Annotated in this window: 27 protein-coding genes; 13 read left to right on the top strand and 14 right to left on the bottom strand. The window is 33.0% G+C overall.

The features are described 5' to 3' along the window. Window positions 1-70: 70 nt before the first annotated feature. The 14 genes from T1L09_RS11500 to T1L09_RS11435 all read right to left on the bottom strand — a co-directional run bounded on the left by T1L09_RS11500 (window position 71) and on the right by T1L09_RS11435 (window position 11,265). On the bottom strand, window positions 71-325 hold the full coding sequence (locus tag T1L09_RS11500) for a hypothetical protein (protein ID WP_322551108.1): 255 nt from the start codon (window positions 323-325) through the stop codon (window positions 71-73). Next, window positions 315-1,007: a GLPGLI family protein gene (locus T1L09_RS11495; RefSeq protein ID WP_322551107.1), complete on the bottom strand. Its 693-nt coding sequence runs from the start codon at window positions 1,005-1,007 to the stop codon at window positions 315-317. Before T1L09_RS11495 ends, T1L09_RS11500 begins: the two co-directional genes overlap by 11 nt. Window positions 1,008-1,086: 79 nt before the next feature. Continuing rightward, window positions 1,087-1,323 (bottom strand): hypothetical protein, encoded by a 237-nt coding sequence (locus tag T1L09_RS11490; protein ID WP_322551106.1) that lies wholly within the window; start codon window positions 1,321-1,323, stop codon window positions 1,087-1,089. A gap of 6 nt (window positions 1,324-1,329) precedes the next feature. Beyond that, entirely contained in the window at window positions 1,330-1,461 is a 132-nt protein-coding gene (locus T1L09_RS11485; RefSeq protein ID WP_322551105.1) for a hypothetical protein, read from the bottom strand. A gap of 178 nt (window positions 1,462-1,639) precedes the next feature. Beyond that, window positions 1,640-2,335 (bottom strand): GLPGLI family protein, encoded by a 696-nt coding sequence (locus T1L09_RS11480; protein WP_322551104.1) that lies wholly within the window; start codon window positions 2,333-2,335, stop codon window positions 1,640-1,642. 9 nt (window positions 2,336-2,344) lie between these two features. Next, a complete protein-coding gene (locus T1L09_RS11475) occupies window positions 2,345-3,022 on the bottom strand; it encodes a GLPGLI family protein (RefSeq protein WP_322551103.1) in 678 nt (225 codons plus the stop codon). A gap of 170 nt (window positions 3,023-3,192) precedes the next feature. Then, window positions 3,193-4,038 carry an OmpA family protein gene (locus T1L09_RS11470; protein WP_322551102.1) on the bottom strand — a complete coding sequence of 282 codons (846 nt, stop codon included), beginning with the start codon at window positions 4,036-4,038 and terminating at the stop codon, window positions 3,193-3,195. A 1-nt stretch (window position 4,039) separates the two neighbouring features. Then, window positions 4,040-5,674, bottom strand: coding sequence for a S41 family peptidase (locus T1L09_RS11465; protein WP_322551101.1), 1,635 nt, complete (start codon window positions 5,672-5,674; stop codon window positions 4,040-4,042). 73 nt (window positions 5,675-5,747) lie between these two features. Then, window positions 5,748-6,119 (bottom strand): ribonuclease P protein component, encoded by a 372-nt coding sequence (rnpA, locus tag T1L09_RS11460; protein WP_322551100.1) that lies wholly within the window; start codon window positions 6,117-6,119, stop codon window positions 5,748-5,750. Window positions 6,120-6,170: 51 nt separating this feature from the next. Continuing rightward, window positions 6,171-8,048: a M1 family metallopeptidase gene (locus T1L09_RS11455; RefSeq protein WP_322551099.1), complete on the bottom strand. Its 1,878-nt coding sequence runs from the start codon at window positions 8,046-8,048 to the stop codon at window positions 6,171-6,173. A 75-nt stretch (window positions 8,049-8,123) separates the two neighbouring features. After that, window positions 8,124-8,396, bottom strand: a complete 273-nt coding sequence (locus tag T1L09_RS11450; RefSeq protein WP_322551098.1) for a type II toxin-antitoxin system YafQ family toxin — start codon at window positions 8,394-8,396, stop codon at window positions 8,124-8,126. Next, window positions 8,396-8,605: a hypothetical protein gene (locus T1L09_RS11445; protein WP_322551097.1), complete on the bottom strand. Its 210-nt coding sequence runs from the start codon at window positions 8,603-8,605 to the stop codon at window positions 8,396-8,398. The genes T1L09_RS11450 and T1L09_RS11445 overlap by 1 nt, the downstream gene beginning before the upstream one ends. A gap of 129 nt (window positions 8,606-8,734) precedes the next feature. Then, the gene (locus tag T1L09_RS11440) at window positions 8,735-10,330 is read right to left on the bottom strand and encodes a S8 family serine peptidase (RefSeq protein ID WP_322551096.1); all 1,596 of its coding nucleotides are present in this window, start codon (window positions 10,328-10,330) and stop codon (window positions 8,735-8,737) included. Between the two features lie 74 nt (window positions 10,331-10,404). Next, window positions 10,405-11,265 (bottom strand): MBL fold metallo-hydrolase, encoded by an 861-nt coding sequence (locus T1L09_RS11435; protein ID WP_322551095.1) that lies wholly within the window; start codon window positions 11,263-11,265, stop codon window positions 10,405-10,407. Between the two features lie 142 nt (window positions 11,266-11,407). Here T1L09_RS11435 and T1L09_RS11430 point away from each other — a divergent pair, with 142 nt between their 5' ends. The 13 genes from T1L09_RS11430 (at window position 11,408) to T1L09_RS11370 (ending at window position 22,612) form a co-directional block, all read left to right on the top strand. After that, on the top strand, window positions 11,408-11,737 hold the full coding sequence (locus T1L09_RS11430; protein WP_322551094.1) for a HesB/IscA family protein: 330 nt from the start codon (window positions 11,408-11,410) through the stop codon (window positions 11,735-11,737). A 52-nt stretch (window positions 11,738-11,789) separates the two neighbouring features. Beyond that, window positions 11,790-13,238 carry a Fe-S cluster assembly protein SufB gene (gene sufB / locus T1L09_RS11425; RefSeq protein WP_322551093.1) on the top strand — a complete coding sequence of 483 codons (1,449 nt, stop codon included), beginning with the start codon at window positions 11,790-11,792 and terminating at the stop codon, window positions 13,236-13,238. A gap of 39 nt (window positions 13,239-13,277) precedes the next feature. Further along, the gene (locus tag T1L09_RS11420) at window positions 13,278-13,484 is read left to right on the top strand and encodes a DUF2683 family protein (RefSeq protein ID WP_322551092.1); all 207 of its coding nucleotides are present in this window, start codon (window positions 13,278-13,280) and stop codon (window positions 13,482-13,484) included. Continuing rightward, entirely contained in the window at window positions 13,475-13,747 is a 273-nt protein-coding gene (locus T1L09_RS11415; protein WP_322551091.1) for a Txe/YoeB family addiction module toxin, read from the top strand. Before T1L09_RS11420 ends, T1L09_RS11415 begins: the two co-directional genes overlap by 10 nt. 1 nt (window position 13,748) lies before the next feature. Continuing rightward, window positions 13,749-14,498, top strand: a complete 750-nt coding sequence (gene sufC / locus T1L09_RS11410) for a Fe-S cluster assembly ATPase SufC (protein ID WP_322551090.1) — start codon at window positions 13,749-13,751, stop codon at window positions 14,496-14,498. A gap of 68 nt (window positions 14,499-14,566) precedes the next feature. Further along, the gene (sufD, locus tag T1L09_RS11405; protein WP_322551089.1) at window positions 14,567-15,883 is read left to right on the top strand and encodes a Fe-S cluster assembly protein SufD; all 1,317 of its coding nucleotides are present in this window, start codon (window positions 14,567-14,569) and stop codon (window positions 15,881-15,883) included. 103 nt (window positions 15,884-15,986) lie between these two features. Continuing rightward, window positions 15,987-16,985: a DUF2157 domain-containing protein gene (locus tag T1L09_RS11400; RefSeq protein ID WP_322551088.1), complete on the top strand. Its 999-nt coding sequence runs from the start codon at window positions 15,987-15,989 to the stop codon at window positions 16,983-16,985. Continuing rightward, window positions 16,972-18,129: a hypothetical protein gene (locus T1L09_RS11395; RefSeq protein WP_322551087.1), complete on the top strand. Its 1,158-nt coding sequence runs from the start codon at window positions 16,972-16,974 to the stop codon at window positions 18,127-18,129. The genes T1L09_RS11400 and T1L09_RS11395 overlap by 14 nt, the downstream gene beginning before the upstream one ends. Before the next feature lie 71 nt (window positions 18,130-18,200). Continuing rightward, window positions 18,201-19,415, top strand: coding sequence for an aminotransferase class V-fold PLP-dependent enzyme (locus T1L09_RS11390; RefSeq protein ID WP_322551086.1), 1,215 nt, complete (start codon window positions 18,201-18,203; stop codon window positions 19,413-19,415). Window positions 19,416-19,426: 11 nt separating this feature from the next. Beyond that, window positions 19,427-19,933 (top strand): hypothetical protein, encoded by a 507-nt coding sequence (locus tag T1L09_RS11385; RefSeq protein ID WP_322551085.1) that lies wholly within the window; start codon window positions 19,427-19,429, stop codon window positions 19,931-19,933. Beyond that, window positions 19,930-20,352 carry a SufE family protein gene (locus T1L09_RS11380; RefSeq protein WP_322551084.1) on the top strand — a complete coding sequence of 141 codons (423 nt, stop codon included), beginning with the start codon at window positions 19,930-19,932 and terminating at the stop codon, window positions 20,350-20,352. The genes T1L09_RS11385 and T1L09_RS11380 overlap by 4 nt, the downstream gene beginning before the upstream one ends. 22 nt (window positions 20,353-20,374) lie before the next feature. Next, window positions 20,375-20,698: an SUF system Fe-S cluster assembly protein gene (locus T1L09_RS11375; RefSeq protein ID WP_322551083.1), complete on the top strand. Its 324-nt coding sequence runs from the start codon at window positions 20,375-20,377 to the stop codon at window positions 20,696-20,698. 78 nt (window positions 20,699-20,776) lie between these two features. Further along, complete coding sequence (locus T1L09_RS11370; RefSeq protein ID WP_322551082.1) at window positions 20,777-22,612, top strand: ABC transporter ATP-binding protein; 1,836 nt, start codon at window positions 20,777-20,779, stop codon at window positions 22,610-22,612. The last annotated feature ends 5 nt before the right edge of the window (window positions 22,613-22,617 follow it).

Raw genomic sequence — 22,617 nt, 5'->3', positions numbered from 1 at the left:
TATTAGATTTTGAAATCAATTAGAATGGGACAATTTAAAATTGAAGGACAACCTTACTAAAATGATTTAATTAGCGATTTTTATCACAAAGTTCATAAGCAGCGATAATGAATTTCCCCGCAGCTAAACCATGTAATTCTGTTCCCGTTAAAGCGTTGAAATTATCCAATGCATCAAAACTAAATTGAACACAGGGGTCATCAACTTTCTTTACTTCATTAACAGCTTCTATTTTAATTTTTTCTACTCCAACTTTTGTCTCCTCGATGTCATTCGCCATACCCGCGAAAGAAAACGCCATAAGTGCTACTGCACTAAAAATCATTCATTTTATCTAAAGCTTCCTTATATTCTTGCTCGTTTAATATTTTCATTTTTTTTGTATCGATTTCAAAAGTTTCAGCCGTGTTTAGGTCAATTTGTGTTGCTCCATAAACAACATTTCTGACTTGTAATTCTAAAATTAAACCAGGCAAACCACTATAACCATTTGGACCAAAATTGCAAGGTATTGAAGGGCAATACCAAGCAATTACCGAATGATTAAATATTTTCTCACCATAAGTAATTTTGTTCGTAGTTGTTGCTTTGTAACAAACAAAGCCATCAATATTCTTCGATTTATTCTCTAAAATCCAGTCCTGTTTTATTGCTTTTTTTATGAATGTATTATTGCCTAATATTATTGATTGTTGTAGAATGTTATTTTTTTCTTCATAAATTAAACCAGTATAATTTGAAAATGATAGTAAAGTCTGGTTTAGTGAAATGTCTAATTCTGTCAAATTTGAAATTACAGAAAATTTCGAGTTTTCTTTTTGACAGATTAATTTAAATTCTAAAAAGGATGCATTTTGAATAGCTTTTTCAAAATAGCCTCTTACTGTTGCGTTTTTGGAAAATAAATCTTTTTCATCCTCAATTTTAACTTTATACAAAACACTAATGTTTTCTTGGCAAAAACTATAATTAATAAAAAAGAATAGAAGGAATAGGGCTTTTTTCATGGAATAGTTCTTATGATGATAAGAAAATTAACAAGTTATAAAAAATTTGGACATTATAACTTGTTAAAATTATTTGTAATTAAAATTCAATAATAGTTTTAAGACGTAGACAGGCAAAATATATACCATAAGAAGCGCCTGATGCCTGTTCATGACTAAGTCCATCATTTCGCATTTGGGTGTAAGCGCTGAGTTTTTCAACTTTACAATCCGTTCCGCTTTCTGTTGTTTTATTATCTTGTTCTTTCTCTTGAGCCATACCAGCAAAAGAAAATGCCATAAGTGCTACTGCACTAAAAATAAATTTTTTACTCACGAATTTTTATTCTTTTTTTGGAGTTCGTGAATCTTCGATTTCATAATTTGTAATTTTTAAAATTACTAAATGCTTTTGTACATACAAAGACAAATCTAAAACATCTATTTTTATTTCTGTTACAGATTTTCTGTACATTTTCAACTTTTTTTCCCCGTCTTTGCTAGGTTTTTGGTTTTAAAAATGAGTTTTAGTAAAATAAAAACGCCGAACTTACTAGTTCTGAAATAGAAAGTATTTGATTTTTTCAGCGAGTTTTTCAAGTTTTTTTTTATGTTTTGAGAGGAGTGAAAAAAGTAATAGTTGAATTTCGCATTTAGAATTGTGAGTTTGCCTTTAGTTTTTTTGAATATTCTTCTTTTGAGATTACTTTTTTATTTGGTAATTCAATAGCGATTGTTTCTTTAGATAATGTAATTTTTGTGGCAACATATTTATAACCTCTAAATTCTAATTCTAAGATTAGCCCAGGCAAACCACTATAATTTGTGGGACCATAAGAATAAGGCATTTCTGGGGAAAACCAAGCAGTAGTTGTTAGTTCACTTTCTTCATTTTTTCGATTTTTTAATTTTTCTACGCGTGTTGCTTTATAGCAATTAAAATTATCGATTTGTTTAGTTTCAGTAGATATTACCCAATCGTTGATGATTTTTTCCTTCACCATAAAATTCTCTTTCAAAGAATAAGTTGCACTGTCTTTTATAATTGTATAAGTTGGTTGATATTTCAACAAAATTCTATTTAGCTTTTCGCCTATTTCAATTTCACTTTCATTTATGTCATTTGGAATAGTAAAAAAACTTTTTTCCTGATTAAAAATAAGCGTTGTACTAAAATGACTTTTCTCCATTTCGTGAAACATATTTTTTATATCAGAATCTGTCGTTAAATCATCAGAAGCTTTTAAATTTGAAGTATCAATTTTTTTAGGAATAGCATCGTATACGACAGTGCCAGACTGAGCGTAAGTCAGACAATTAAAGAATAGTAAAAACAGAATTTTTCTCATATATGTTTTCTAATAATTTTTTCTTATCTCTTGCATTTTTTTATTAAATTCTTCTTCTGTAATAATTTTATTTGGATCAACCTCATCAATTTTTATTTTTGAATCGTTTAAAGTTAAATTTGTTAAGCCATAAAGAGCCGTATCAAATTGTAATTCAAAAATTAGTCCAGGCAAACCACCAAAACCATTTGGTCCAAATTGATAGGGAATCTGTGGGCAGTACCAAGCAGTAATCACATATTCAAAATCGCCTTTGCTATTTTTTACAATTTCTTTGGATGTAGCTTTATAGCAGGTGAAGTTTTGGATAATTTTAGATTCGTTCGAAAGTTCCCAATCTTTATTTCTGGGGGTTTTTAATGTATTTTTCTTTGTTCCTATATTTTTTTCTATATAATTAAATACGGAGTCGGAAATTACATAACCTTTATATCTAGAAAACATTTTGATGGAAATAAAATCTGTATTATCTAAATTAAGATTTTCTTCAATGAAGAAGTTTGCTCTTTCATTCGAAAATAATAAAGTGTAAGAAAACGAGTTTGCTTTTTGTTTACTATTTGTATAGAGATAACCGACTTCACCTTTTTCAATTCCATTATTTTGAAGGAGCTTTACTGTATATGAGGCTTTATTTTGGGAGAACAAATGAGTTGACAAAAAAAGCGTTATTAGTAAAATTTTCATTTTTTTTAGAACTAAGGTGGTTTGGTTCGTTTTTGGTGTTGAAATCGAACTAAAACTTAAAGTAAGTATCGCAATAATGGGTATGATTTTTCGCATAAATAGGAAACAGAATGACTATTATTTAAAACGCTAATTTACTATAAAATTATAAAGGATACTAAAATTAAAAACTATTTCTTCTTAATCGGAGTTTCGTTTTTAGTAATCAAAAGCTCTACTCTTCGGTCTAAAGAGCTTCCTTTTTTCAACGATTGAGTACTGCCATACCCTTTGAATGTCATTCGGGTTTTACTAATTTGTTTCAGCAAGAAATAGTTGTAAACACGTTGGGCTCTGTTGGTTGAAAGTTCTCGCTTTTTAGTATCTCGGTCCACCGCTTCCTTTTGAAATGTAGGTGTACAACAAACGTGTCCTTGAATTTCAAAATGAATGCTTTTGTTCTTTTGCAATTGAACGGCAAGGCGATCTAATTCCTTTTTTGCCTGATAGGTTAGCTTGCTGCTTCCGCGTTCAAAAAGCACTTTATCTAAGTAAATTCGATCCCCGATTATTGCGTCTTTATGCACGGAATTATAAACACCAGGAATTTTTAAATCCTCAATTTCAATAGGTTTAAAGTTAACGACTACATCAACACGGCGATTTTTAGAACGGGCTTCCGGGACATTGGTTTGCATATCTTCATCAAGCATAATGCGGCCTTTTCCTTCAAGGGTAATTATGATTTTACTCTTAATTCCCTTTTCAACCAATTTATTTTTTACGGCATTTGCTCTATTTGTTGAAAGTACAAAGTTATATTCGTCTTTTCCACGATCATCACAATAACCATAAATTTGTACCGAAGCAATGCGCGAAGTATCGATTTTACTAACAAATCCCACAACAGCATCGGCTTGTAATTCTTTTAAATTATACTTATCAAATTCAAAAAAAATAGAATGCACTTCTTCCTCTTCTTGTGCAAAAGTAAAGCTGGTTAAAACGATACATAAAAGGGAAAGCAAGCGTTTCATCTTATTTTTTTAAAAGGTTTTTATATTGCGTAGCATTATTTAAAAGTGCGATTGCTTTTTCAATTTCCACATTATTTTTGGTGTAAAAATCATACAACCCTTCGCGGTATTGATAACGAATAATTAATTCTTCTTGAAGTAATCTTTTGATTTGATTTTTATTAGCTTCTAGTTCAATTTCTTGGTTGCGTGCCAAAGCATTTTCTAATTGTTTGTATTCAGCAGCAATTTGTGTGTCGATGTTCTCCTTTTTAGCACTTTCTAAGACGTTTTTAAGTGCTTTGTTGGTTTCGGTGTCCAAACTGATTTTCTCTTGTTTTAAGTATGTTTTGAAATTCGCAAAATCAGCATCAGAAACCACAGGAATTCCAGTTACATTCGGATTTTTATAATATAATTGTGTCGCGAAGTTAAAAATACCGTCTTTTTTAACCACAGCATCGGTAATATTTGCCGTTTTTGTTTCTGAGATTTCCACATCTGGCAAAACGCCACCACCATCATAAACCGTTCTTCCTATTTTCGTCTTAAATGCCGTGAATTCGTTTTGTGCTTTTTTGATGGCTTTTCCATTTTCGTCTTTGTGTGCATAATCCAATGCCTGAATGCAACGTCCAGAAGGCGTATAATAGCGAGAAATTGTTACTTTTACTTGGGTTCCATAAGATAAATTTAGCGGACGTTGGACTAATCCTTTTCCAAAACTTCTACTTCCCATCACCACGCCACGATCCAAATCTTGAATAGCACCCGATACAATTTCAGAAGCTGAAGCACTTTTTCCATCAACCAAAACTACCAACGGAATTTCTAAATCAATCGGTTCGTTTTTAGTTTTATAAATCTGATTGTGTTTTGGGTTTTTAGATTTGGTGGTTACGATTAATTCATCTTTTGGCACAAATAAATTACAAATATTTACCGCTTCGTGCAATAATCCGCCTGGATTGCCTCGTAAATCCAAGACTATTTTTGTAGCACCTTGTTTTTTCAAATCCAATAAAGCCGATTTAGTTTCCGCACTCGCTTTTTCGGTGAATTTTGTCAAAACAATATAACCTACATTGTCTTTCAAAAGGGAATAATAAGGAACTGCCTTGATTTCTACTTCATCTAAAATAATAGTCGCTGTTTGTGCTTTTCCTTGTCGGATAAATTTTATAACAATATTCGTGTTTTTTGCACCGCGAAATAATTGAGAAGCATCTTCGGTATATTCTTTTAAATTTACATCACCAATTTGCGTAATTTCATCACCCGCTTTAAACCCGGCTTTATCAGCAGGAAATCCTTTGTAAATTTCTTTTAAAAACACTTTTCCATCTTTGCGTTGCACCATTGCACCAATTCCGGTGTATTCGCCTGTATTGTTAATTTTGAATTTCAAAACATCTTGTTCGTTGAAAAAGGTAGTGTAAGGATCTAGTTCTTTCAACATACTTTTTATAGCATTGTCCATCATTTCACCCGGATTAGTTTCATCCACGTAATTCTGATTTACGGTTTTGAAAACGCCTGTAAAAATCTCAATTTGCTTCGCAATTTCAAAAAAATCGTTCTTGAAACTTACGCCAATAAATAGAAATGAAAGAGCTACAACGGGAATAATTATTTTTTTGCTGACGAAACGGTTCATAAATTGACGAGTTGATTAATACTATCCTACGAAAGTAAATAATATTAAACAAAAAGGAAACCATTGTGTCAATTTACTTTGGTAAATCGATGAATTTCTGAAAAAGTTGTTTGGTTTTTAACTCAATTTCTTCATACGAAAGACGGTCTTTGGTTTGATAGAAAAACATAAATGCATATTTCTTCTCGTTGTTTTCCAATAAAATTGCTTTATTTAAACGATAAGTTTCCCGAAGAAGGCGTTTGAAATAATTGCGATCTACCGCTTTCTTGAAATATTTTTTAGACACCGAAACGCCCATTTTTATGACTTCGGCATTGGGTTCCGTGTTTTCTACATAGACCAATCGCAACGGATATTTTGAAACCGATTTGCCTTCAGAAAAAAGCGAATCAATAGTGGTTTTGCTTTTTAGTTTTTGATGATTGGGATAAGTAAAATTCATAAGGCAAAGGTATAAAAAAAGCCGACTCTGAGAATCGGCTTTTTAAACTATTTATTTTTTCGGATAGGAATTGTCTTCTCTATTCACATCGGCCATCAAACCACTCGGATCAATAACGATCGATTTGATGTCTGATTTTGGTTTTCCAATTTCAAAAGTAAATGTAGGATGAGCCCAACCCCAATCTTTTAAAGTCGTGCTTTTTACTTCTTTGTATGGATTTGGTTTTTCCCATCGCATCATTGTTTGTGGCACATAGAAGAATTCTTTCGAACCATCAACATATTCTACCATAATATCTAAAGGCATTGGCGTTCTTCCTTTACGTTCCAAGATTACAGAAGTATTATTTTTGTTTTCTTCCACACTTTTAATCGCGTAATCAATTGTGTTTGTCGTCAAGGTCCAATCCAATAAATACCAATCTAAATTCGCTCCGGAAACACGTTCGGCTGTTCTTTTGAAGTCATTTGGTGTTGGATGTGTAAATTTAAAATCGTGATAATAACGTTTGATAGTTTTATCCAAATTTTCCTGTCCAATGATATAGCCCAGTTGTGCTAAAAACACTTCTCCTTTACTATAAGCAGAAATTCCATAAGCCATATTCAAATCATAACGATCAGAATGAGTTGATAAAGGTTGTTCTTTACCCGATTTTGCTAAATAAACGTAGTTTTTATAAGCATCTTCAAAGGTGTTTTTTGGTGTTTTTGGAGGCAAAACTTTGTCCATAGCTAAGTCAGAAATGTAAGAAGTAAATCCTTCATCCATCCATTCGTGTTTGGTTTCGTTCGTTGCTAATACGAATTGGAACCAAGAATGTGCCATTTCGTGAGCGGTAACTCCAACTAAACTTCCATAAGTTCTGTTTCCAGTAATTAACGTGCTCATTCCATATTCCATTCCACCATCGCCACCTTGAATTACCGAATATTGTTTGTACGGATAAGGTCCGATTTTTTCATTGAAAAACGATAAAAGTTCAGCCGTTTTTGGTTGCATTTTTTTCCAATTCTCTAAATTGTCTTTCTGATTCTTGTAGAAGAAATGCAGTTCTACTCCATTTTCACCAATTAAGATATCGTGAATGTATTCGTTGTCTGCTCCCCAAGCAAAATCGTGCACATTTGGAGCTACAAAATGCCAAGTTAAGGTTTTTGTTTTCTTTGGATAAACGACTTTTACGCCTGCATCTTCATAACCGTGACCAATTTCGTTTTTGTTTTGTAAATAACCGGTTCCACCGATAGTGTAGTCTTTATCTAAAGTAATTTTCACGTCGAAATCGCCCCAAACACCGTGAAATTCTCTTCCAATGTAAGGATCTGCTTGCCAACCTTCAAAATCATATTCACATAATTTTGGATACCATTGCGTCATTGATAAAGCCACGCCTTCTTCAGAAATACGCCCTGAACGACGAATTTGCAAAGGAACTTGTCCTTCAAAATCTAACGATAATGTAGTTTTTTGTTTTGGTAAAATGGCTTTGGCTAAAGTAACTTCTAAAATAGTTCCTACTACTTTAGTTGTAGCTGTAACACCATCTTGTTTGAAGTTAGCGATATTTAAATAGCCAATTTCATTTGGTTTTAAAGTACTGATTCTACTTTCTTTAATATCTTTCCCTTCCTTTTTGAAGGTTCGCACCATTCTTTTGTCTGGATCCGTAATCGATTGCAGACGTGCATCCATTTCACTTCCGGGTTGAAAAGCATTATTGAATAAATGGTAATATACTTTGTGTAACGTATCGTTTGAATTATTGGTGTAAACAATTTCTTGTTTTCCGGTATATTGGAATTTTTTCACATCCATATTTACATCCATTTTATAGTCAACGTGTTGTTGCCAATAACCTGGATTTGGATTGTTTTGGGCGAAGCCAAAAAATGTAAACAAGCAAAAAAGCACTATTTTCTTCATCTTAAAAAGTTTAAAGCGTAAAAATAGTAAAAAGAATATAGAAAGACGAATGTTGATTCGCCCTAGATACGTTTTTTAAAACAAATCGGAATGGGTTCCGGTTCTAGTCAGTGAAATAAGTTTTATTTCATCATCTTGTTGCCAAATTAGCAACCAATCAGGTTGAATATGACATTCCCAAAACCCTTTAAAATTACCTTTTAAAAGATGAGGTTTATAATTAGAAGGCAGAGAACCATTTTTTTCTAATTCAAAAATAACTTCTTCAATCAAATCAGTATTTAAGCCTCTTTTAATACATAGTTTAAAATCTTTCTTAAATTTATTCGTAGCAACAATTGTGTACATTATGATTTTAAAATTGAAAGTAATTCTTTGGCATTTTTAGCCCTAATCACTTTGCCGTTTTTCGAATCTTCCATAGCTTTTAAAGTTTCAAAATTGGGAGTTGTAACAATTTCAACATCACTTTTGTTCTTGCTTAACAATTCAATCATTCCTGTGAGGATTTTTCCCGCTTTAGATTTCTCGTTTATTTTTAAAGTTATAGTGGTCATAATCGTTTATTTTAAACAAAGTTACAAAATTTTCTAATTAAAATTACGTTCTGTTTGTCAGTGTTTTGACCAAAAAAAAGACCACAAATTCATAGTGAATTTGTGGTCTTTTAAAAATCTTCGAAAATATTATTTTTTCGACATTATTTCAGCTAAAATTAAAGCGTTGTAAGCATTTACAATTCTTCCTGATTTAGATACATCAGCAAAGTTAGCTTTGTGCTTATCTTCTCCAACAGTAACAGTGTTTTTCAACGGCGTTCCGCTTTCCATCATAATTTGTTTTACTTGAACCGCTGTTAATTTTGGATAGTAAGAACGAATTAAAGTTGCAACTCCAGCCGCATTTGGTGAAGCCATTGATGTTCCTTGTAAATACTCATAAGTGTTTAAAGGAGTTGTTGCATAGATTTTCTCACCTGGTGCATAAATGTCTACATTGTTTTTTCCGTAATTAGAAAAGCCAGCTACCATTTTGGTTCCGTAGTTAGGCGTAAGCGCCCCAATCATCAACATATTATTTGCGTATTCCGGACTTCCATCATACGTATCGTTTGGATATTTATTAGTAACATCTAAATCTTGGGAATCATTTCCTGCTGCAATAACAATTAAAACGTCTTTAGAAGCTGCGTATTTGATAGCATCTATAACCCATTCTTTGTTTTGAGAAAAATATTTCCCAAAAGAACCGTTAATAACTTTTGCACCATTATCTACTGCATAACGAATTCCTAATGCGATATCTTTATCATATTCATCACCGTTTGGAACTGCTCTGACAGCCATAATTTCAGCATTGTTCGTTACACCATCACCACCTTTACCGTTTCCTCTAACTTGAGCAACAATTCCAGCAACGTGTGTTCCGTGTTTCGCTTCTTTAGGATCTGGACCAATTACGTTATTGTTTCCATATTTTGTGTCGTTAATATCATTTGGATTATCACCAACGATTGAACGACCGTCAAATTCAACATTTAAATTATAGTTTAACTGACCGAAAACATAATCTTTAAATCCTTCAATTTGTTTGTCGAATTCAGCTTTTGTTGAAGTACTCAAAATTTGAGAAAACATCGTTTTTGCTTGATTTAAACCAGTATCTTCCGTCTGAATTGCTTTTACTTCTTCTAAAGTAAAGTCGCTTTTCTTTAAATGAGTCGCTAATGTTTTCTCCGCATTTAAAATAAAATCTAATTGCTGTTTCTGCGGTTGAATTCCTTTGATTTCTTCCTCTAACTTTTCTTTCGCTCTTTCATAATCTGGCGTTCCAGGGCCTTTTTTAACAATACGAGTCATTTCTAACTGTTCGTTATTACTTTCTCCTAGAAAATTCCAACCGTGAACATCATCAATATAGCCGTTTTTGTCATCGTCTATTCCGTTTCCTGGAATTTCTTTTTTGTTAGTCCAAATAACCGCTTTTAAATCCTCGTGATTTACGTCAACACCAGAATCTACAATTCCAACGATTACTTTAACTCCTTTTTTCCCTTTAATCAATTCTTTATAAGCTTTATCAACGCTCATTCCTGGAACAGTGTCTTTTACTAAATCTAAATGACTCCAACGTTGCAAGTCTTTTTCAGCTAAAGGCGTAACTTTTAGAGGTAAGTTATCAATATTTTCAACCTGAGTTGAAACCATTTTTTGTGTTCCACAACTAGCTAAGGCAATTGCAAAAGCTAAACTTAAATAAAGTGGTCTGAAATTTTTTTTCATAATTACGATTAATTAATTCTATGATGTTAGTCTATTGAACTTTGTATTTGTTACAAATAGGTTTGTTTTTAACGTTATTTTAAAATATCGGCACAGGTGAAAACTTCTTTTAACCTAACACCTTTTTCTGTTTTTTCAACAGTGATAATTTCATTATGCGCATCGTGTTCTAAAAACAAGTAATAATTGTTTTCAGCAGCTGCGTTCATAAACTTTGTTCTTTCATTCATCGTTAAAAGCGGTCGTGTGTCATAGCCCATAACATAAGGAATCGGAATATGACCAGCTGTTGCTAATAAATCGGCACAAAAAACTATTGTTTTTCCGTTATAATTTAAATGTGGAATCATCTGTTTTTCAGTATGACCATCAGCATAAAAAATATCAAATCCCATTTCGTTTGAAAAACCAAAATCGCCATCGGGTCTTGTAATGAAATTTAACTGACCACTTTCTTGCATCGGGATTAAATTTTCGTGTAAAAAAGATGCTTTTTCTCTGGAATTGGGTTCGGTTGCCCATTTCCAATGATTTTCGTTGGTCCAGAATTTAGCATTTTTGAATGCTACTTCGTAACCTGTTTTTCCGGCGTTCCAATTGACACTTCCACCACAATGATCAAAATGCAAATGCGTCATAAAAACATCGGTAATATCATCGCGATGAAAACCCGCATTTTTCAAAGATTTATCTAATGAATGTTCTCCCCAAAGCGAATAATGACCAAAAAACTTATCCGACTGTTTGTTGCCCATTCCGGTATCAATCAAGGTAAGGCGATTTCCATCTTCAATTAACAAACATCTGGCTGCAATATCAATTAGGTTATTTTCGTCTGCCGGATTGGTTCTGCTCCAAAGTGTTTTTGGCACCACGCCAAACATTGCGCCACCATCTAGCTTAAAATTCCCAGCTTCTATAGGATGTAATTTCATTTGATTCTATTTTTCAGCTAAATTACAAAAAATCCCATAAACAGAAACTATCCTTATATAAGTTATAAAATTGTTAGCAACTCTTGTAAAAAGTAATTTATAACTTATCTTTGTCTTTAATTTAGACAAAATCAAAATAACGATGATAAAAGTTTCTGACACAGCAAGCAAAAAAATAGTTGCTATGATGCAAGAAGATGGTTTTGATGCTTCCGTGGACTTCGTAAGGGTCGGTGTAAAAAGCGGAGGTTGTTCGGGATTGTCTTACGACTTGAAATTCGATAAAGGAATTGGAGAAAACGATAAGGTTTTCGAGGATAATAATGTAAAAATAGCCGTTGAAAAAAAATCGTTCTTGTATTTAGCGGGAACAATTTTAGAATTTTCGGGCGGTTTAAACGGAAAGGGATTTGTATTTAACAATCCAAATGCTTCCCGAACGTGTGGTTGCGGAGAGAGTTTCTCAATGTAAATGTTTAATAACCTGAAGCGTTAAGAATTCGGGTTAATTTGATAATAATACTATGGCAAAATATACAGAAGACGATTTAAAAGTCGAATTAGAAAATAAGGAATACGAATACGGATTTTATACCGAATTAGAGGCTGAAACTTTTCCAATTGGCTTAAACGAAGACGTGGTTCGTGCAATTTCTCAAAAGAAAGAAGAACCCGAATGGATGACGGAATGGCGATTAGAAGCCTTCAGAGCTTGGGAACAAATGGAAGAACCAGAATGGGCAAATGTTCATTATGAAAAACCAGATTTTCAAGCGATTTCTTATTATTCGGCACCAAAACAAGCGGATCCAAATAAGAAATTATCAGACGTAGACCCGGAACTTTTAGAAATGTATAGAAAGTTAGGGATTTCTGTGGACGAACAAAAGAAAATGAATAATGTGGCGATTGATATTGTAGTTGACTCGGTTTCAGTAGCAACAACTTTCAAGAAAACATTAAACGAAAGAGGTATTATTTTCTGTCCAATTTCTGAAGCTATTAAAGAACATCCAGAATTAGTTCGAAAATATTTAGGAACAATCGTTCCACAAAAAGACAATTATTACGCGGCTTTGAATTCGGCAGTATTTTCAGACGGAAGTTTCTGTTACATTCCAAAAGGCGTTCGTTGTCCGATGGAATTATCAACTTATTTCAGAATCAATCAAGGTGGAACGGGTCAGTTTGAACGCACGCTTTTAATTGCAGATGAAGACAGTTATGTTTCGTATTTAGAAGGTTGTACAGCACCAAGTCGTGATGAAAATCAATTGCACGCAGCAGTTGTAGAACTAATTGCAATGGACGGAGCAGAAATTAAATATTCTACGGTTCAAAACTGGTATCCAGGAAACGCAGCTGGAAAAGGTGGTGTTTATAACTTCGTAACGAAAAGAGGTTTGTGCGAGAAAAACGCAAAAATTTCTTGGACACAAGTAGAAACAGGATCTGCCGTAACTTGGAAATATCCTTCTTGTATTTTAAAAGGAGATAATTCAATTGGAGAATTTTATTCGATTGCAGTTACCAACAATTACCAACAAGCCGATACTGGAACAAAAATGATTCACTTAGGAAAAAACACTAGGTCAACCATTATTTCAAAAGGTATTTCAGCAGGTAAATCACAAAATAGTTATAGAGGTTTAGTTCAAATTGGAGCTAGAGCCGAAAACGCACGTAACTTTTCACAATGCGACTCTTTATTAATGGGAAACAATTGTGGAGCACATACGTTTCCGTATATCGAAAGTAAAAATGCCTCGGCAAAAATTGAACACGAAGCAACAACTTCTAAAATTGGCGAAGATCAAGTGTTTTATTGCAACCAACGTGGAATTCCTACGGAGAAAGCAATTGCCTTAATCGTAAACGGATTTAGCAAAGAAGTATTGAATAAATTACCAATGGAGTTTGCTGTAGAAGCACAAAAATTACTAGAAATTTCGTTGGAAGGTTCAGTGGGATAATTTTTTGTAAATTTGAATTAGAAATAAATTACAATTATTATGGATATAATTTTAAAAAACGTAAAGAAAAAAGATTATCCAGTGTTACAATCATTGGCAAAGTCACTTGGTTTTGAAATTGTTGAAAAACCAGAAAAACCATACAATCCCGAATTTGTAAAAGAAATTTTAGACGCTCAACAAAGCATCAAGGATGGAAAAGGGGTTAGAATGACAATGGAAGAGTTGAAAGAATTATGCAAATAGATTTTTCCAACAAAGCGAAAGCAGATTTAGTTTTTTGGATAAAATCTGGAAATAAGGGTATAGTAAAAAAAATATACGCTTTGATAGAAGACATTCAACTACATCCTTTTGAAGGAATTGGAAAACCGGAAGCATTAAAATACGATCTTTCTGGAGTTTGGTCAAGAAGAATTGACAAAGAACACCGATTGATTTATGAAATAACAGACGAAAACACATTACAAATCTTAAATATATTGTCACTAAAAGGACATTACAATTAATATGTTACAAATAAAAAACTTACACGCAAGTGTTGCCGATAAAGAAATATTAAAAGGCTTAAACCTTACAATCAATGCTGGCGAAGTACACGCTATAATGGGACCAAACGGTGCTGGTAAAAGTACTTTAGCTTCAATCGTAGCTGGAAATGAAAATTACGACGTAAGTCAAGGTGAAATCTTTTTAGAAGGCGAAGAAATTTCTGAATTAAAACCAGAGGAAAGAGCTCATAGAGGCGTGTTCTTATCTTTTCAATACCCAATTGAAATTCCTGGGGTTTCGGTTACCAACTTCATCAAAACAGCAATCAACGAAAAACGTAAGGCGAACAAGCAAGACGATATGCCGGCTAACGAAATGTTGAAATTGATCCGTGAAAAATCGGAAATGTTAGAAATGGATCGAAAATTCTTATCGCGTTCGTTAAACGAAGGTTTTTCGGGTGGTGAAAAGAAACGTAATGAGATTTTCCAAATGGCAATGTTAGAACCAAAAATCGCTATTTTGGACGAAACGGATTCAGGTTTAGACATCGACGCCCTTCGAATTGTTGCCAATGGTGTAAATAAATTGAAAAATGAAAACAACGCGGTTTTAGTAATTACACACTACCAACGTTTGTTAGAATATATTGTTCCAGATTTCGTTCACGTTTTAATGGACGGAAAAATCGTAAAAACTGGTGGAGCTGAATTGGCTTTAGAGTTAGAAGAAAAAGGATACGACTGGATTAAAAACGAATTGGTTTAAACTGTTGTCAGTTCTCTGTTTTCCGTAAACCACGGACAACTAATAACTAATAACCGATAACAAAAATTATGGAATTAAAAGATAAAATGATTGCCTCGTTTATGGCTTTTGAAGAAAAGATTGCTGCACATTCTGAACTTCACGACCTTAGGAGCGACGCCATAAAAAACTTTGAAAATAAAGGTTTCCCTACTAAAAAAGAGGAATCTTGGAAATATACTTCGTTAAATGCTATTTTAAAAAATGATTTTTCAGTATTTCCAAAAAAAGAAAATGCTATTGAATTTAAAGAAGTAAAAAAATACTTTTTGCACGAAGTCGACACGTTTAAAGTTGTTTTCATTGACGGAATTTTTAGTTCGTTTTTGTCTTCAACTACGCACGATGGATTGGATGTTTGTTTGATGGCTTCGGCTTTGACCAAACCAAAATATAAAATGGTAATTGATACCTATTTCAATCAAATTGCGGATAAAGATGATAGTTTAACGTCATTAAACACTGCATTTTCATTGGAAGGTGCTTACATCAACATTCCAAAAAGCAAAGTAGCTGATAAACCAATTGAAATTATCTATTTTTCTACAGGAAACGAAGCGGCTTTGATGGTGCAACCTCGTAACTTAATTATTGTGGGCGAAAATGCACACGTTCAAATTATAGAACGTCATCAAAGTTTGAACTCAAATCCGGTATTGACGAATTCAGTAACTGAAATTTTCGCTCAAAAACGTGCTATCGTGGATTATTATAAAATCCAAAACGATGTGCAGACTGCGAATTTGATCGACAATACTTATATCGCTCAAAAGCAAGAAAGTAGAGTTACGGTTCATACGTTTTCATTTGGTGGAAACATCACAAGAAACAACCTAAACTTCTATCATCAAGGTGAAAGAATTGATTCTACGATGAAAGGAATCACGATTATTGGCGATAAACAACACGTAGATCATCATACTTTAGTGCAACACGCAACACCAAATTGTGAAAGTCATCAGAATTATAAAACAATTTTAGACGGCCAATCAACAGGTGTTTTCAACGGAAAGATTTTCGTTGAAAGAGAAGCTCAAAAAACGGATGCTTTCCAACAAAATAACAACATTTTATTAGGCGATAAAGCGACTATCAACGCAAAACCACAATTGGAAATTTTTGCAGATGATGTAAAATGTTCACACGGTTGTACCATCGGACAATTAGATGAAGATGCTATGTTCTACATGCAACAACGTGGAATTCCACAGAAAGAAGCCAAAGCATTATTGATGTATGCTTTTACAAACGAAGTAACATCGAGCATTAAAATTCCCGAATTAAAATCGAAAATTGCACGTATTATTGCCGATAAATTAGGCGTAAATATGGGATTTGATTTATAAAAATCATATTAGAATAATATTAAAAAACCGCTTTTTTGAGCGGTTTTTTTGTTTTTAGAAGGTAAATTAACTTGTTTTACTATCTTTATTCAAATTACAGCTTATGGAAACACATCATTTCTCCAACTTATTGTTGAAAAAATTGCACCAAAAAGAACTTTTAAGCCAAGAAAAATTGGATGAGGTGGCAAATTATGAGCAGAAAAATATTTTTTCATTACGAAGTGAATTGTTGCTGCTGGTATATTTTGCAGTAATTTCTTTTACTTCCGGAATTGGAATAATGGTGTACAATAATATTGATTCCATCGGACATATAGCAATTATTTCGTTGAATTTAATTTTGATGTTGATTTGCTTTTACTTCGCCTTGAAAAACGCAAAAGGCTATCATAATTCAGAAGTTTTTTTCGAAAATCCATTATATGATTATGTAGTTTTGACCGGAAGTTTATTAGCTTGTATATTTCTAGGTTATGCGAATTATCAATTTAGTTTGTTTGATGAGTCTTACGCTTATGTTTCCTTACTTTCTGCTGTAGTATGTTTTGGCGTAGCTTATTATTTTGATAATCGCATCGTACTTTCTATGGCGATTACCAGTTTAACTGCGTTTATAGGAATTAGTATTACGCCACAAAGTATGTTGGATAACGAAATCTATTCGAGTTTAAATCTCACTTATTCGGGCTTAATTTTAGGAATTTTGCTGTTGGTTTGGATGGAATATTCGCTCAAGGAAAAAATCAAAGCACACTTTCATTTTGTATTTGCGTCTTTTGCTGTGCATTTGACGGGATTGTGCCTGCTTTCTGGTTTATTGTCGGATTATTGGTTTGTTTTTATACCAATTGTTGCTGGATTTACTTACTATTTTTACAAATTAAGTCATCGCATTTATGCTACTTCAATTTTTGCCTTTATGTTGCTTTACAGTTATTTTGGTTTCAACATTATTGGCGGACAATTGTTAGAACTATTGCCTTTTGATAGTTTTTATGAGTTGATTTTTGTCTTGGCACCATTCTATGTGATTGCTAGTATTTTTATGTTCATCAAATTAGTTAGAAAATTTAATAAAGAGAAAGATGCAAGCATATAATAAAACCGAATTAGAAAACTATTTTTTAGCAGAAGAAGGCGAAAAATTGTATGACAAGAAATTTTTATCCAAAGAGCGTTTAGAAGAATTGAAGAAGGTGTTGAACCAACTGAAATCCAACAGTAATAGTTTGTTTCGTTTTTTATTCTTCTTATTGGGAAATTTCCTGTTTTCAACTGTGATTGGTGCTTTTTCTGTTGTACTATTTTCAATCGGAACCGAAAATTTTGAAGTTATGGCTTTTTTCTATGCTATAGTTGCTTACGTGGGTTTAGAAATTTTAGTGAAATTGAAGTTTTTCAGACACGGTTTAGACGATTCTTTTATAATAATTACACAAATTGCCTTTTTAATTGGAGTCGGGATTGCTTCTGAATCTGTTATTGCGGTTTTTGCCTTTATGATAATTGCGGGTTTGTTTTTTGCCATCCGATTTATGCATACCATTTCCGCTGTTTTAGCCTATATTGGTTTGTTAGGATTATTTTCATCGGCAATCATTGAACATAATTTATTACCAAAGTTCTATCTATCATTCGTTTGTTTCATTATTGCAGTTGTAGTTTATTTTACAGCCGTTTATTTTCGAAAAAAAGAATATTTGTATCCCTATTTTAAAACTTTAGACACCATCCGAATGGTAACTTTATTGTTAGGTTATTTAGCGGTAAATTATTTAGTAGTAAGAGAAATTGCATCAGAATTAATGGATTTAGAGGTTAGTCTTGCCTCTGACATTCCGTTTGCAGTTGTTTTTTATGGCTTAACCTTTTTAATTCCATTGGTTTATTTCTTCTTCGGTATAAAAAGAAAGGACAAAATCATCTTATATGCTGGATTAATCACTTTAGTGCTTGGTTTTTCATCGATTCGTTATTATTATTCCATTTTACCTTTAGAATATGTAATGGTAATAGGTGGAATTTTACTTTTCGGGTTGGCCTATTTCAGCATTCAAAAATTAAAAAACAAAACGGAAGGCGTAACATTTCAACCTGATAGAGATACCAATAATTCGTTTCTTTTAAATGCTCAAGTTTTAATGACAGTCGCAAATGCAACGACTCCTCCGCCTGCAAATTCAAGTCCAATGGATTTTGGTGGCGGTGGATTTAGTGGCGGTGGAGCAGGAGATACGTTTTAATAGGATTTTAACCTTTATTTATTCCAATTATAAACAAGGATGTCGTAAATTTGTAATCAAATTGATTAGATATGTTTGATGTTCAAAAAATAAGAGCCGATTTCCCTATTCTTTCACAAAAAGTGAACGGAAAACCTTTGGTGTATTTTGATAATGGAGCTACTTCGCAAAAACCTCAAGTGGTAATTGATGCCATTTCTAAATATTATTCCGAAATTAACGCTAACATCCATCGTGGTGTGCATACGTTGAGTCAATTGGCTACTGATGCATACGAAATTTCTAGAAATACGGTTCAAAAGCATTTAAATGCCAAACACAATCACGAAGTCATCTTTACTTCGGGAACAACTTTCGGAATAAATTTGGTGGCGAATGGTTTTGGAAGTTTATTAAAAGCAGGCGATGAGGTAATGGTTTCTGCTTTGGAACACCACAGTAATATTGTGCCTTGGCAATTTCTTTGTGAAAGAACCGGTGCAAAATTAGTGGTTATTCCAATGAATCTAAAAGGAGAATTAATTATGTCAGAATTTGATGAATTACTTTCCGATAAAACTAAAATTGTTGCGGTAAATCATATTTCTAATGCTTTAGGAACGGTAAACCCGATAGAATATATCATTAAAAAAGCACATCAAGTTGGTGCTGCCGTTTTGATTGATGGAGCACAAGCAACGCCTCATTTAAAACCAGACGTTCAAGCTTTGGATTGCGATTTCTACGTTTTTTCTGGTCATAAAATCTGTGCACCAACCGGTGTTGGAATTTTATACGGAAAAGAAGAATGGTTAAGAAAATTGCCACCTTATCAAGGCGGAGGCGAAATGATTGCAGAAGTGACCTTCGAAAAAACAACTTATGCCGATTTACCTCATAAATTTGAAGCAGGAACGCCGAATATTTCAGGCGGAATTGTTTTAGGAACCGCGATTGATTATATGAACTCGATTGGTTTTGAAAATATCGCTTCCTACGAACAAGAATTATTAGAATACGGAACAAAACGTTTGCTGGAAATTGAAGGATTAACCATTTATGGAACTAGTGAAAACAAAGCTTCTGTGATTTCTTTTAATATCGAAGGCATTCATCCGTATGACATTGGCACAATTATAGATAAGTTAGGAATAGCGGTGCGAACCGGTCATCATTGTGCCCAACCTATTATGAATTTTTTCAATATTCCTGGAACAATTAGAGCAAGTTTTGCTTTTTATAATACCAAGGAAGAAATTGATATCTTTGTAGAAGCGGTTAAAAAAGCCCATATGATGTTATCTTAAAAATCAAAGTTATGAAATCAATTAATTATTTTTCAGTTATTATTATGTTGATTGCTAGTTGTAATTGTCAGAAAAAAGTTATCGATTCAACAAATGAAAAGATCATTAAATCTAAAGATGTAAAAGTGCAAATTTTGAATAAAGATGATGTTCAATTACCAAGTTCTATTGTTGTTAAATCGCTTACTAGAGGTTATTTCAGAAAAATCTCAATTATTAATAGTCGAATTTACGTACAAACAGATCAACACGCAAAACCGGTTTTTTGGGAATTAAATAAAGAGGATTTAAATGCTGTTTTATTAGCCTATAATGAAATTGATGTAACAATAATTAAAGATTTAAAAGCACCAACAGACAAACGTTTTTATGATGGCGCTCCAATTACACATTTATCAATTACTAAGGACAGTGAAGTGTTTACTTCTAGTGATTTTGATGGAGGAAGTCCGCCAAAACACATAGAAAAATTAGTAAACACAATTACCGAAGTTGCAGAAAAATTAAATAAAGAATGACAATTAAAGAAATACAAGACGAAATAGTCGATGAATTTTCAATGTTTGAGGACTGGATGCAGCGTTATGAATACATCATCGAACTTGGGAAAACACTTCCAATTATTGATGAACAGTATAAAGTTGATGAAAACATTATCCGCGGATGCCAATCAAAAGTATGGGTTCACGGAGAAGAAAAAGATGGGAAGATCGTGTTTACAGCAGATAGTGATGCAATTTTAACCAAAGGTATTATTGCTATTTTAATTCGTTCTTTTTCAAATCAATCGGCAAAGGATATTTTAGACGCAAACACTGATTTTATTGACGAAATCGGATTAAAAGAACATTTATCACCAACGAGAGCTAACGGATTAGTTTCGATGATTAAACAGATTAAAATGTATGCTTTGGCATTTCAAACTAGACAACAATAAATAAGAAAAATTAAAACAAAAAATGGAAGAATATAACGATACAGTAAATTTAGGAGAAAACGTAGTGAAGGTTTTAAAAGGAATTTTTGACCCAGAAATCCCTGTAGATATCTACGAATTAGGTTTAATTTACGATGTAATGATTAACGAAGACAACGATGTTAAAATCTTAATGACGTTGACTTCACCAAACTGTCCAGTTGCAGAAACATTGCCTATGGAAGTGGAAGAGAAAGTAAAATCTATCGATGTAGTAAAATCTTGCGAAGTAGAAATCACTTTTGATCCGCCTTGGAGCAAAGATTTAATGAGCGAAGAAGCAAAATTAGAATTGGGAATGCTATAAAACCAGTTGGCAGTGTTCAGTAATTAGTAAGCAGTTTTACTACTGAACACTAAAACCTGAACACTGAACACTATAAATATGGCACGTTTTCAACCGAAATCATTAAATGATAAAGAAAAAATAGGGTTAAAAGATTCTTTTAATTCCCTGAGTTACATCCCTCGTTTCTTTAAGGAAATTTGGCAAACCAATAAAAAGCTGTTTTTAATTGCATCGCTTTGCAGATTAATTGCAGCTTTTTTACCCATAGTAATCTTATGGATTGGAAAGATTATTATTGACGACATTATTAAAATTACTACAGAAGGAGGGAAAGACTTTTCGGAACTTTGGAAGTATGTTTTAATTGAATTTATCTTAGTCGTGCTTTCTGATTTAGTGAGTAGAGCTATTTCGCTTACGGATGGAATTTTAGGCGATCAATACAACATTAAAACTTCTGTTAAAATCATTGAAAAAATCAATGAGATTGATATTAGTCTGCTCGAAAATTCAGAGTTTTACGATAAGCTAGATCGGGCGAGAACCCAAACTGCCGGTCGTGTGGATTTGATGTCAAATGTGCTGGGTCAAGCCCAAAATACCATATCGATCTTAACACTAGTTGCCGGATTAATTTACTTCGAACCTTATCTGATTATTCTTTTGGTTTTAAGTATTATTCCTTCATTTATCAACGAAGTTCGCTTCAGCCAACAACAATATTCTTTAGCGAGAAGTTGGACAGCCGAAAGAAGAGAATTAGATTATTTAAGATACATCGGAGCGAATGATAAAACCGCAAAAGAAATTAAGCTTTTCGGCTTGACCGATTTTATAGTCGATCGTTTTCAAAGTTTAGCAACAAAATACTTCAAACTGAATAAATCCTTAGTCATTAAACGTTCGAGCTATGGTTTTCTGTTTAATTTATTGGGTTCTTTAAGTTATTACGCGGCTTATGTTTTTATCATTTATCGCGTTTTATCGGGCGTAATTACATTAGGAGAATTGACGTTCCTTTCAGGAAGTTTTAATCGATTGATGAAGAATTTGCAAGACTTTTTCTCAAGGTTTACACGAATTTCCGAAAGCTCTTTGTATTTAAAAGATTATTTCGACTTTATCGATATTTCGGTCGAGCCGAAAACAAAAGAAGATGTTCCGTTGCCAAAAGTAATTCTGAAAGGCTTCGAATTTAAAGAGGTGTATTTTGCTTATCCCGAATCAGACAATCAAATTCTAAAAGGAGTCAGTTTTACAATTAAAGCAGGTGAAAAAATTGCTTTCGTTGGACAAAATGGAGCTGGAAAAACGACCTTAACAAAATTACTACTTCGATTTTACGAACCAACATCAGGAGAAATTCTGTTGGACGGAATTAATATAAATCGGTATAATAAAAAGGATTATCAAGCTTATTTTGGAGTTTTGTTTCAAGATTTCTTTAGATATGAATTCACGGTTAAAGAAAATATCGCTATTGGAAAAATAGATGAAATTGACAACCAAGAACGCATAGAAAAAGCGGCACAATTAAGTTTGGCCGATGAAGTTGTTGCCGAATTATCTTTGGGTTACGAACAACAACTAGGAAAAAGATTTGTAAAAGGGCAGGAATTATCGGGTGGACAATGGCAAAAAATTGCATTAGCTCGAGCTTATATGAAAAGTGCTGAGGTGATGATTTTAGACGAACCAACATCGGCCTTAGATGCAAAAGCAGAAAGTGAAGTTTTTGAACGTTTCATTCATTTGATTAAAAATAAAACGAGTGTAATTATTTCGCACCGATTTAGTACGGTTCGTCAAGCCGATCGCATTATTGTTTTGGAAGAAGGCCGCATTTTAGAATCGGGAACTCACCAAGAATTGATGGCAAATGATAAATTATATGCACAATTATTTACGCTTCAAGCGGAAGGTTATCAATAAAATAC

This window comes from Flavobacterium psychraquaticum, from assembly GCF_034497725.1.
GTDB lineage: Bacteria > Bacteroidota > Bacteroidia > Flavobacteriales > Flavobacteriaceae > Flavobacterium > Flavobacterium psychraquaticum.
Note: the sequence above shows the minus strand (reverse complement) of the source record. Positions and strands in the feature narration are given on the sequence as shown.